Below are 12,336 nucleotides of genomic sequence, written 5' to 3'. Positions count from 1 at the left end.
GATTATTTTTTTTCTTCTTTAAGTTTTAAATCTTTAAAAAATAATTCAACTCTTCTGTTGTTATATCTCCCATTTTTCGTTTCATTAGTATCAGAAGGCTCGCTTTCACCTTTTCCGATTATTTTAAAAGTAAATTTATTATCTAATCCATATTCTCTAAACAGTATTGCCACATTATTTGCTCTCATTAAAGATAATTTTTGATTATAATTTTTTGAACCAGTTGAATCTGTATGTCCTACAATATCAATTGAACCGCTAATTGCATATTTATTAAATGTTTCTGAAATTACTTTTAAATCAACTGCTTCACTTTCACTAGGAACTTTTTTATTTGTTTCAAAACCTCTAATAACACATTTTTTTTCAGTATAATAATCGCATGCAAAAAGAAGATTAGGTTTTTCGTCAAACACTATTCCAGGTACAGCTTCTCCTAAATTCACTAAGTTTACACTAAATAACAGCCCTAAAAATAAAATTTTTTTCATAGCGTTCTCTTAAAAATATGAATTTACCCACAAGCAATAAAAAATTATATCACTTTGTGGGTAATTTTTCAAATTTATATCTTGTTATTTTAAATTCTTCTTTCCAGTTCTTCAAATAATTTTTCTCTTAATTTTTCATCATCGATGTTATCCATTATTGGACGGAATGAAGATTCAACTATCAATTTTTTTGCTCTGCTTTCAGAAAGTCCACGGCTCATTAGATAAAATAATTTTGATTCATCAACTTTTCCGACAGAAGCGGCGTGTTCTCCGATGACGTCATCTTCGCTACAGAATAATGTTGGAATTGAATCAGCTTTTATTTTGTCATTTAGTAAAATTGCAAATTCACCTTCACGTCCTTCAGATTTACTAGAACCTTGCTTAAAGTAAAGGTTTCCACGAAATACTTTTTTAGCCGTATCTTTTACAGCCCCTCTTCCTTGAAGCTCTCCAATTGTTCTACGTCCACGGAAAACCACAGAGTATTCCAAGTCCAATTTTCTGTCTTCATCAGCAAGATATGCAGGCCATATATAAACTTCCGAAGAATCTTCCTCAAGGTAGGATTTGTGGCTTATCGCATTAATTTTTCCGCCTAATTCAACACTGTAATATTCAGTTTTTCCTTGTCCCAAAGTTTCTATCTTAGATGATTCAAAATTGGAACTATTTGTATTTAAAGTTTGTATTTTTATAATTTTTACTTCTGAATTTCTCCCAGTGAACACTTTTATAATCCCATTATGATAAACTGGTGCATCATCTTCTGAATCATAAGTAATAATTACTGTAACTTTTGCAAAGTCTTCCACTTCAATAACATTGTAGTCAACTAGGAAATTATTTTCTTTGTTTGCACGATAATTTAAGTAAATTGGCTTTTCAACAGTTTTTCTCTCTTTTATTTTCAAATATTTACCTTCATTATAAAAAACAAAGTTCTGTTTCTTGAAAAAATCTCCCAATCCATATTCATTATCATTTTTCAAACTTTCAAGTTCTTGTAGGGAATCATTTATATTTTTTATAACAACTCCATCCTGATTTTCATTTTTAACTTCCAGATTGTTAAATTCCTTAAAAGTTTCAGGTTCCTCATATTTATAGCCAACCCTCTTCCAATTAACTTTTTCAAGTGTTTTATATTCTTCAAAAATTTTTAATCTGTAATCACTGTTATCAAGATTTTGTATGCTTGATTTTTCTAACATTTTTACTCCTCTCATTTTTTAAGCAATGTCTTTAAATTATCCAATAGTTCCTTCAAGTTCCAGCTCTATCAATTTATTAAGCTCTACAGCATATTCAAGCGGAAGCTCCTTAGAAATTGGCTCAACGAATCCTCTTACAATCATCGCCTTTGCTTCATCCTCGCTAATACCTCTTGACATAAGGTAAAATATTGCCTCATCGCTTATTCTTCCAATTTTTGCCTCATGCCCAATATCTACGCTGTCGTTGTTAATATCAATTATCGGTATAGTGTCTGAACTTGACAGATTATCCAGCATTAGTGATTCACATTCCACAGTTGATCTTGATCCTGTTGCTTCTGGCAATACTTTTAAAAGTCCTCTGTAAAAAGCTGTCCCACCATTTTTTGAAATAGATTTTGAGTGGACTGTTGAACTTGTATGTTTTCCTTGGTGAATAATTTTACATCCTGTGTCAAGATATTGTCCAGCCGCAGCAAATGTAACTCCTGTAAATTCACATCTTGAACGATCTCCCTTTAGAATGCTCATTGGATAAAGCATGGAAACTCTTGAACCAAACGATCCTGATACCCATTCTATTACTCCGTCTTCTTCAACTAATGCTCTTTTTGTATTCAAGTTATACATATTTCTTGACCAGTTTTCGATTGTAGAGTATCGTAATCTTGCTCCTTTTTTGACAATCAATTCCACTGCTCCTGCATGAAGTACATTTTTTTTATATTTTGGTGCTGAACATCCTTCGATAAAGTGCAAATCAGCTCCTTCATCTACAATTATAAGCGTATGTTCAAATTGTCCCGCTTCGGGTGCATTTAGCCTGAAATATGATTGTAACGGCATATTTACTTTTACGCCTTTTGGCACATAAATGAAAGAGCCGCCTGACCATACAGCTCCGTGCAACGCTGCAAATTTATGATCATCAATTGTAATTAATTTCATGAAATATTCTTTTAGCATATCTTCATATTTTATAACAGCTGTTTCAATATCTGTATAAATTACCCCTTGCTCTTCCAAATCCTTATGAATACTATGATAAACCACTTCTGAATCATATTGCGCCCCTACTCCCGCAAGCGACTGCTTCTCAGCTTCTGGAATACCAAGCCTGTCAAAAGTTTCTCTTATGTAGCTTGGCACATCATCCCAGCTGTCATTCATTGGTGCTGAATCAGGCTCCAAATAATGAACAATATCATTTATATCAAGGTCAGATAAATCAGGTCCCCAGCTAGTCATAGGCTTTGAATTAAACACTTCCAATGCCTTTAATCTAAACTCAAGCATCCATTCAGGCTCATTTTTTCTTTCTGAAATTTTTTTAATAATTTCAGGTGTAAGCCCTTTATCAGCTTTATATCTGTAATGCCCTTCATCTTTTATATCATATACACCACGCTCAATGTCTGCAACATACGTTTTTTTTCTATTTTCCATTCTTCCCACACTTTCTTTTCCGTATTAAAATTTTATAATCCCAACTCTTCTTTCATTTTTCCATAACCATCTTTTTCAATACTTTCTACTAATTCCTGTCCACCTGTCTTAACAATTTTTCCATCCATCAGAATATGAACAAAATCAGGTTTCAAATAGTCAAGAACCTTGTCATAGTGAGTAATTATAAGTAAAGCTGTATCTTTAGTTTTTAACTTTTGAACACCTTCAAATACAACTTTTGTTGCATCAATATCAAGTCCAGAATCAGTTTCATCCAGAATAGCCAATTTTGGCTCTAAAACTGCCATCTGTAAAATTTCATTCTTTTTCTTTTCTCCACCAGAAAATCCAACATTTAAGTGTCTATCTGCATATTCGGGATTAATATGAAGTTTTTCCATTTTTTCTACTAGTTCATTGTGAAACTGCATTAAATATTGTTTTTTCCCAGTAACAGATTCTTTTGCTGTTCTCAAAAAGTCCTCCACAGTAAGTCCTGGTATTTCTTCTGGATATTGAAATGATAAGAAAATCCCCTTTTTAGCCCGTTCGTCTACAGCATCTTCATTAATATTTTCTCCATCCAGAATAATTTCCCCGTCAACAAGCTCGTGTTTTGGGTGCCCTACAAGAATACTTGCAAGCGTAGATTTTCCTGCCCCATTAGGCCCCATAATTACGTGAACTTCTCCTTTATTTATAGTCAAGTTCAGTCCTTTTAAGATTTCCTTCCCCTCTACTTCTGATTTTACATTTTTCAATTCTAACAAACTCATATTAATTTTACCTCCAAAATTTTTTATAAATATACTCCGATTTTGCTAAATTCAATTTAATTAAACTGAAAATTCACGTGAAACATATCAATTTTTTTATTCAGCCTTTAAACTAATTTTATCATAAATTTATTTGTTTATCAAATCAAATTAGACTTGTATATTTTATCAAAAAATTGTAATAAAATCAATTATGAAAATAATTTATTTATGCCTTTCTATATGATAATTTTTATTTTAATATTTAAATTAAGTAATCGGTACAATTATTGAGTAATCTTTTATCCATTCTATCCATTTTTCAGGTGTCAATGTTACCAAATCTATTTTTTTCATAAAATCGTATGGTTCTTCATAACTTTGTAGTGAGGTATTATCAATTAAATTTTTAGGAGCCGTTTTATCATTAATTCCTAAGTCAAATCCATGTAATAATGCTATTTTAGAATACATTAATACATAAATATTCAAATAAAAACTATAATTAATATCTGTATCAAAAAGAATTTTTTTAGCTATTTTAGGTTCTAATAATTTATGTATTGCTCGTTTCATTTTTTCTGTATTTTTATTTACTAATGCTTCAAAAAACATAAAATCATATTTTGTATATGCATAATAACTTTTAGTTAATGGTTCTTCCAAATATTTTTTGCTTCTTTTTTCTACTTCTTCAAAATCTCCTAATAGTGCTAAAATAGTTGTTTTTGATAAAAAAGAATTTCGATGTAAATCTTTTGATTTTATATAGGTGTTCTCTTTTGAATTAAAATCATTTGAAGTTATATAGTTTAAATTATTTTTTAAAAAACTTATCCATTCTTTATTATTTGACATAATTAATCCAAATAAACTATAGCTAGCCTTATAAAGTCTTGATTCTTTAGAAGTTCCTAAAATTTTTAATTTTTCTGAAATATGACAGTTTAACCTAAAAGAATTTAAATTATTTTCTATCAATAATTTTTTTGAAGCAAGTACTTTATACTCTGATGATAATGTTCTCATACAGGATAACTGATTTCCCTTTTTATTTTTAATGTAATCTATACATCTTTTTTCCATTTCAAAATCAAATTTATAATCAGATAAAATTTCATAATTTTCTTTGAACTTTTGTTCATCAATTAAAATATTCACTTATATTCCTCATTTCCACTCTAATTTTTATTATTTTCTTAATCTGAAAAATCACATCTTTCCAACTGCTTCATTGCATGTTTTCTTATCATTTCTTCATCACTTTGCAACAATAGTTTCAGTTTTTCTTTCGCCTTAGGAGTATTTATATCTCCTAAAGCAAAACAACATTTTCTCACTAATGCAAAATTATCATCCCAACGGTATTTTTCAAAATTTGAAATTGCCAGTTCGTATATACAGTTTATTGTATAAGGTAACTCCATTTGTTGGAGATAAAATACTATATCTTCATGTTTTCCGTGCCATTCTTCTTTTGTTAATTTGCATAAAATATCAACAAATTTTTCACTATATAATTTGAACATGTAAATTGCTGAAATTAAAATATCTATGCTGTCTCCATTTTTTTCATTATATGCTTGTTCCAACTCTGTTTTTATATACTCTATTCTTTCATCATCATTTTTTAAAAATTCCTTTTGTAACTGTCGAAAATTTATTTGTTTTTTATATTTTTTCCACATCAAATTTTCCAATTCTTCAAGACTAATTTTTTCCATTATTTATATTCTCCTATTTGATTTTCAGATAAAAAAATGTTGCATTTAATATTGCAATTTATGATAAGTTAAAATTTTACAAAAAAAGTATCCTCTTAAACACCTACTCCAAAGAGAATACTTTTTAAAAAACATATTTTTATTATTTATTATTTTAAAGCAAATGCTTTATGATTTAAAGGTCCAGTATAGTCGTTTAATTTAAAAGACTGTTTCAAGGCTTCTGTGATTAATTTTTTTGTAGTAGCAACTGCTTCGCTTACTGTGGCACCTTTTGCTAGTTCTGCTGTGATTGAGGCGGAGAAAGTACATCCTGCACCATGATTCCATTCTGTATCAATTTTTTCAGATTCAAAAAATTCAAAATCTTTTCCATCGTATAAGAAATCAATTGATTTTTCTCCAGCGAAAAATTTTCTTCCTTTTATAACAACATTTTTTGCACCTAAGTCACATATTTTTTTAGCCGCTTCCTTAGCTTCCTCAAGCGTGTCAATTTTTTCCATTCCAGCTAACTGCGCTGCTTCAAATAGATTTGGAGTAACAACAGTTGCGTAAGGCAATAAATGATTTTTCATGGCAATTACATTTTCAGGGAAAAGATTTTCAGTAGAGCCGCTGCTCACTTTACACACCATAACGGGATCTATAACAACTGGATTTTTACAATTTTTTAAAATAGAACCTACATATTCAATAATTTCAACTGTCGGAAGCATACCAGTTTTTAATGCATCCACTCCAATTCCATTTATAACAGTATCAATTTGCTCCTTAATAACGTCCAATTCAATTGGAAAAACTTTGTGAGCCCAGCTATTTTTAGGATCCATTGTAACAATAACTGTGAGAGCGTTCATCCCGTAAACTCCTCTTTCCTGAAAGGTTTTCAGATCCGCCTGTATACCGGCTCCTCCGCTTGTATCAGATCCTGCAATTGTTAATACTTTTTTAATAGACATAATGTTACCTCCTGTTTTGTATTTTTAATTATTTCAGTTTCAAATTATCAATAACCCTTGTTTTTATAAAAAATAATATGATAAAAACATCTATACAATCAAAACATTTCAAAAATTAATTTGTTAAATAAATATTTAAAATTTATCTTGCAAATTCAATATTTTTCATAATTTCTTTTGCTATTTCAGGTTTATTCATTGTATAAATATGAATTCCTTTGATTCCATAAGCTAATAATTCTATAATTTGTTCACTTGCGTACATTATTCCAGCCTTTTTCATAGATTCTGGATTATCTCCGTATTTTTCCAATAATTTATCTAATTTGTGAGGTACAGAGCATTTTGCCAGTTCTATAATTCTTTTTATCTGCTTTGCATTTGTAACTGGCATAATTCCTGCAACTAAAGGTACTTTTATATTTAGTTTTTCAGCTTGCTCCTTAAATTTTACAAAAACATCATTGTCAAAGAACATTTGGGAAGTCAAGAAATCTGTCCCGGCTTCGACTTTATTTTTCAGATGGAACAAGTCAACCAGATCATTGTTTTCATAGTGAGTTTCAGGATAAAATGCGCCTCCAATTGAAAAATCGTTAAATTCACTGTTTCTTCTCAAGTCGCTAATTAATTCAGAAGCATATTTATAGTCGCCTTTGTCATAAATTTCCTCTGTTTCCCCCTGTGGTACATCCCCACGGAGCGCCAGAATATTTTTTATATTACAACTTTTTGCTTCCTGCAAATAATCGTGAATCTCGCTTTTTTTACTTCCAACACAAGTCAAGTGGGCCAGAACTTCCGTTTTCAAATTATTTTTGATGTGTGAAGCCATTTCAATAGTTCCACCTTTAGTTTTTCCGCCTGCACCATACGTAACACTGATAAAATCAGGCTTGCACTCCACCAGTTCAGCTGTAACGTTTTTTAATTTCTCCTGCGAAAAGTTTTTGTTTGGTGGAAAAATCTCAAAGGAAATAAGATGCTCCTTTTGTTCAAACATATCTTTTATTTTCATTAAAACCTCCTAATCTAAAGTATTTCTAGTTTATTGTTTTTAAAAGTTCCTAAATTTCTATCTCTTTTTAGCTAATTCTTTTATATTGTACTACAAAAAAATTGTTTTGTAAATTTTTTAACTATATTTTTAGGGCAATCGCAAGAAAGAAATCTGTAACACTAAGACAAAATTATTGGGGAATTAGAAATACAAGGACAAAAATAGACAAGTTTTTTGCATTATTCGTTTTTAAAATTATAATTTTTACTGCAAAAACTATTACTAAGGCTAGTATCAAATTATATTTGTTTAAATATTATAAAATATCAAAAAATCCACTAAAAATCCATACTCATTAATTTTTTTTTATAAAATTCTTATAAAATACTTGAATTTCTGGAAAAATGTGGTACACTTATACTATGAGATTATTTACTTTTTATTTTAATAATAAACTCTTAGAAATTGAAAAAGAAGTTAAAATTATATAAAGTAAATACAAAAAATTATATTTTATTTAAAAGGAGGTTCAAAATGGTAGGAATTATCGTTGCAAGTCATGGTGAATTTGCGGCTGGTATAAAGCAGTCGGCTTCAATGATTCTAGGTGAGGCGGAATTGCTGGAATCAGTTGTATTTATGCCAAGTGAAGGGCCAGATGACTTATATAAAAAAATTCAAGATGCCATTGCTAAACTAGGAACTGAAGAAGTTCTATTTTTAGTTGACTTATGGGGAGGAAGCCCTTTCAACCAATCAAATCGTTTTTTTGAAGAAGCACCTGAAAAAAGAGCAATTGTAGCAGGACTTAACTTGCCAATGCTGTTAGCAGCTTTATCGGAAAGAGAAGACTTAAATACAGCTTATGAAGTAGCAAAAGCTATTGTTCCAGAAGGAAAAGATCAAGTTAAGGTTCGTCCTGAAGAATTACAGCCTAAAGAAGCAGCAGCAAAAGCAGCGGCTCAAGATGACACGCCAAAAGGAGCAATTCCAGAAGGAACAGTTATCGGAGATGGAAAAATAAAATTTGTTCTAGCCCGTATTGACACACGTCTGTTACACGGACAAGTTGCAACAAGCTGGACAAAAGCTACAAATCCAAACAGAATAATTGTTGTTTCAGACACAGTTTCAAAAGATGAATTACGTAAAAAATTAATTGAACAGGCGGCACCTCCAGGTGTACGTGCACACGTCATACCGCTTGACAAATTAGTAGCAATTTCAAAAGATCCAAGATTTGGAAATACAAAAGCATTATTGCTATTTGAAAATCCTCAGGATGCGCTTTATGTAATTGAAAAAGGTGTAGATATTAAAGAGCTAAATGTAGGATCGATGGCACACAGTGTTGGAAAAGTTATGGTTAACAATGTACTTTCAATGGATCAGAATGATGTTGACACTTATAAGAAACTTAGAGATTTAGGTGTTCAATTTGATGTAAGAAAAGTTGCTGCTGATAAGAGGGCAGACTTATTTAAATTGATTTCAGAAAAACAAAACGAAGGATTAAAACTTTAATTTTAGGAGGTTATTATGGATTTTAATATTTTATCAATTATTTTAATATTAATCGTCGCATTTCTAGCAGGAATGGAAGGTATCCTTGACCAGTTCCAATTCCATCAGCCAATTATTGCATGTTCGTTAATTGGAGTTGCGACAGGGCACATAAAAGAATGTGTTATGCTAGGTGGAGTTTTACAATTAATGGCTTTGGGTTGGGCAAACGTAGGGGCAGCTGTTGCGCCTGATGCGGCTCTTGCTTCTGTAGCTTCCGCTATAATTTTTGCAAAAAATAATTTTAAGGATCAGGGTACTGTAATTGGAACGGCTGTTGCCCTTGCAACTGCAGGACTAGTTTTAACTATGGTTGTCCGTACTTTATCAGTAGTTATTGTTCACCAGGCTGATAGGGAAGCGGAAAAAGGTAACTTTAAAGGCGTTGAATTATGGCATATGATAGCGCTTGTCTGTCAAGGGCTGCGTATTGCTATTCCTGCTTTGTTATTATTATTTGTTCCTTCAGATGTTATTCAGGGAGCATTAAGTTCATTACCAAAATGGTTTACTGAAGGAATGGCTATTGGTGGTGGATTTGTTGTAGCAGTAGGGTACGCAATGGTTATTAACTTAATGGCAAATAAAGAAGTATGGCCATTCTTCTTCCTAGGTTTTGCATTAGCACCATTAAATGAATTGACATTGATTGCAACTGGAATTATTGGTGTATGTGCAGCTATTATTTACTTAAATGTTACAAATAATAAAGGTAATGGTGGCGGAGATGGAGGTTCAGCTTCTTCTGGAGATCCGCTAGGTGACATTTTAAATGACTATTAATTAAAGGAGGAATAGGAAATGGCAGAAAATAATAAAATAAAATTAGAAAAATCAGATCGTTTTAATATAATGTTACGTTCACAATTTCTTCAAGGTTCTTGGAACTATGAACGTATGCAAAATGGAGGATGGGCTTATGCTATAATTCCTGCATTAAAAAAACTGTATCCAAATAAAGATGATGCTTCAGCAGCGTTAAAAAGACATTTGGAGTTCTTTAACACTCACCCATACATTGCTGCGCCAATTTTAGGAGTAACTCTTGCTTTAGAAGAAGAAAGAGCTAACGGGGCTCCAGTTGATGATGCGGCAATCCAAGGGGTAAAAGTTGGAATGATGGGACCGCTTGCTGGAATTGGAGATCCTGTATTCTGGTTTACAGTACGTCCAATTTTAGGAGCAATTGCAGCTTCATTAGCGGCAGGTGGATCAATGATAGCGCCTTTATTTTTCTTTATCGTATGGAATGCAATCCGTATAGCCTTTTTATGGTATACTCAAGAATTTGGTTACCAAAAAGGTGCTGAAATTACAAAAGACTTGTCAGGTGGTTTATTGCAAACAATTACTAAAGGAGCATCTATTTTAGGAATGTTTGTTATGGGAATACTGGTTCAACGTTGGACAACAATTAATTTCCCAATGGTTGTATCAAGAGTTCCTTTATCAAAAGGAGCTTATATAGAATTTCCAAAAGGGCCTATAGACGGTACTCAGTTACAAAAAATTCTTGGAGATGTAGCAAGCGGGCTATCGCTTTCTCCTGAAAAAGTAACAACTTTACAAGATAACTTAAATCAGTTAGTACCAGGATTAGCAGCTTTATTATTGACATTCTTATGTATGTGGCTGCTTAAGAGAAAAGTAAGTCCGATTGTAATTATCTTTGGATTATTTGCAGTGGGAATTCTAGGACATTTGGTTGGAATATTCTAAAAATAAGCAATAACTGCTAAAAATTCAATTTTAAATAATTGAAAAAGTTATGTAAAAGAAAGAAGTTGGAACTAAAAAGCCAGCTTTTTTCTAATTTTACACTTAAAATTTTTTAAAAACAGATTGTTTATTTATAGTTATTGTTTGATTACAAAAGTTTTAATAATAAATGAAGTTATAGAAATGAGGAATAAAAGTGGCTATTTCAATGAATACAAAAGTGTTATTTACAACAAAGGCAAATTCTCTATCAGGAATGATTGGAAATAAAAATGGAAATATACTTGTGGGAGACAAAGCCTTCGAATTTTATAATAATCGTAATCCTGAAGACTATATTCAAATTCCTTGGGGAGAAATTGTAAGAGTAAGGGCACAGATTTTTTTTAAAGACAAATATATTCGTGGTTTTTTCATAGATACTAAAAGTGCTGGCTCATATAATTTCGTTGTAAAAAATGCTGGAAAAACATTAAAGACAATGCGTGATTTTTTAGGAAATGAAAAGATTGTGAGAAATAAACCTGTCTTATCACTGAAAAGAGTGTTTGACTGGTTTAAGAAAAATAGAAAAAAATAGATTAGAAAAATAAAAATGGACTAACTTAATATTTTTGATAGTCCAATTTTTTTGTTTATTTAGTAATAATTTTTTTATAAATTGCATAAAGTTTTACTGTTAGCCCTTTAAAAAACATTAATATTCATATTTTTTCTCATACCCTCTAGGTGTAACCATTTTCCCTTTTTTCACAAATGTATTTGAATTTCCAATTAACACGATTGTAAGCATATTTATTTCAGAATCAAGCATTTTTTCAAGTGTTGTAATTTCATGCTCTTCATTTTCACGTCCAGCGTTTTTCACAATTGCAACAGGAGTGTCTTTTGATTTATATTTTAGCATAATTTGCTGTGCTTCCGTAATTTGTGTTGTTCTTCCTTTGCTTTTTGGATTGTATAAGCTTATGATAAAATCTCCCTGTGCTGCCAGTTCCAAACGTTTTTTTATTAATTTCCAGTCTGTCAGGAGGTTGCTCAGGCTGATTGTTACATAATCGTGCATAATTGGAGCTCCAACGATTGCGGCTGCAGCGTTTGCCGCTGTAACTCCTGCGATTACTTCAATTTCCACATCGTCTTTTTCATCAATAACTTCATACATTATTCCAGCCATACCGTATACTCCAGCATCTCCACTGCTAATCAAAGCAACATTTTTACCAGATTTTGCAAGTTCCAAAACTTCAATACATCTGTCAACTTCCTTCATCATAATTGAACTTTTTATTTCCGTATTTGGAAAATATTCCTTAATCAAGTCAGTATAAGTTTTATACCCAACAATAACATCACTTTTTTCCATCGCTTCATAAGCCTTAAAAGTCATATCTGCCTTTTTTCCCGGCCCGATTCCTACTACATAAATTTTCCCATTTTTATTCATTTTTTC

13 protein-coding genes are annotated in these 12,336 nt (G+C 31.2%); 4 read left to right on the top strand and 9 right to left on the bottom strand.

Annotated elements, in window-relative coordinates; genetic code table 11:
- Positions 1–2: 2 nt before the first annotated feature.
- The 8 genes from HW275_RS03745 to metF form a co-directional block, all read right to left on the bottom strand.
- Positions 3–491, bottom strand: a complete 489-nt coding sequence (locus tag HW275_RS03745) for an OmpA family protein (protein ID WP_178935263.1) — start codon at positions 489–491, stop codon at positions 3–5.
- 89 nt (positions 492–580) lie between these two features.
- Positions 581–1,708 carry a Fe-S cluster assembly protein SufD gene (gene sufD / locus HW275_RS03740; RefSeq protein ID WP_178935261.1) on the bottom strand — a complete coding sequence of 376 codons (1,128 nt, stop codon included), beginning with the start codon at positions 1,706–1,708 and terminating at the stop codon, positions 581–583.
- A 36-nt stretch (positions 1,709–1,744) separates the two neighbouring features.
- Complete coding sequence (sufB, locus tag HW275_RS03735) at positions 1,745–3,157, bottom strand: Fe-S cluster assembly protein SufB (protein WP_178935259.1); 1,413 nt, start codon at positions 3,155–3,157, stop codon at positions 1,745–1,747.
- Positions 3,158–3,189: 32 nt separating this feature from the next.
- The gene (sufC, locus tag HW275_RS03730) at positions 3,190–3,936 is read right to left on the bottom strand and encodes a Fe-S cluster assembly ATPase SufC (protein WP_178935257.1); all 747 of its coding nucleotides are present in this window, start codon (positions 3,934–3,936) and stop codon (positions 3,190–3,192) included.
- Between the two features lie 249 nt (positions 3,937–4,185).
- Positions 4,186–5,076: an immunity 49 family protein gene (locus HW275_RS03725; RefSeq protein WP_178935255.1), complete on the bottom strand. Its 891-nt coding sequence runs from the start codon at positions 5,074–5,076 to the stop codon at positions 4,186–4,188.
- Positions 5,077–5,114: 38 nt separating this feature from the next.
- A complete protein-coding gene (locus HW275_RS03720; protein WP_178935253.1) occupies positions 5,115–5,639 on the bottom strand; it encodes a HEAT repeat domain-containing protein in 525 nt (174 codons plus the stop codon).
- Between the two features lie 149 nt (positions 5,640–5,788).
- The gene (gene pdxK / locus HW275_RS03715) at positions 5,789–6,601 is read right to left on the bottom strand and encodes a pyridoxine/pyridoxal/pyridoxamine kinase (protein ID WP_178935251.1); all 813 of its coding nucleotides are present in this window, start codon (positions 6,599–6,601) and stop codon (positions 5,789–5,791) included.
- A 142-nt stretch (positions 6,602–6,743) separates the two neighbouring features.
- The gene (gene metF, locus HW275_RS03710) at positions 6,744–7,619 is read right to left on the bottom strand and encodes a methylenetetrahydrofolate reductase [NAD(P)H] (protein ID WP_178935249.1); all 876 of its coding nucleotides are present in this window, start codon (positions 7,617–7,619) and stop codon (positions 6,744–6,746) included.
- Positions 7,620–8,135: 516 nt separating this feature from the next.
- On the opposite strand from metF, the gene HW275_RS03705 reads away from it, so the two are divergent.
- From HW275_RS03705 to HW275_RS03690, 4 genes are all read left to right on the top strand, one after another.
- Entirely contained in the window at positions 8,136–9,125 is a 990-nt protein-coding gene (locus HW275_RS03705) for a PTS sugar transporter subunit IIB (protein WP_178935247.1), read from the top strand.
- Between the two features lie 15 nt (positions 9,126–9,140).
- Positions 9,141–9,947: a PTS mannose/fructose/sorbose transporter subunit IIC gene (locus HW275_RS03700; protein ID WP_178935245.1), complete on the top strand. Its 807-nt coding sequence runs from the start codon at positions 9,141–9,143 to the stop codon at positions 9,945–9,947.
- An 18-nt stretch (positions 9,948–9,965) separates the two neighbouring features.
- On the top strand, positions 9,966–10,883 hold the full coding sequence (locus tag HW275_RS03695; RefSeq protein ID WP_178935243.1) for a PTS system mannose/fructose/sorbose family transporter subunit IID: 918 nt from the start codon (positions 9,966–9,968) through the stop codon (positions 10,881–10,883).
- A gap of 196 nt (positions 10,884–11,079) precedes the next feature.
- Entirely contained in the window at positions 11,080–11,463 is a 384-nt protein-coding gene (locus HW275_RS03690; protein ID WP_178935241.1) for a DUF956 family protein, read from the top strand.
- A gap of 117 nt (positions 11,464–11,580) precedes the next feature.
- Here HW275_RS03690 and cobJ read toward each other — a convergent pair whose 3' ends face one another.
- Complete coding sequence (gene cobJ, locus HW275_RS03685; protein ID WP_178935240.1) at positions 11,581–12,330, bottom strand: precorrin-3B C(17)-methyltransferase; 750 nt, start codon at positions 12,328–12,330, stop codon at positions 11,581–11,583.
- Positions 12,331–12,336 lie beyond the last annotated feature (6 nt).

This window comes from Leptotrichia sp. oral taxon 223 (genome assembly GCF_013394795.1).
Classification (GTDB): domain Bacteria; phylum Fusobacteriota; class Fusobacteriia; order Fusobacteriales; family Leptotrichiaceae; genus Leptotrichia.
The sequence above is the reverse complement of the archived record's forward strand: the minus strand, read 5'-3'. Positions and strand labels throughout refer to the sequence as shown.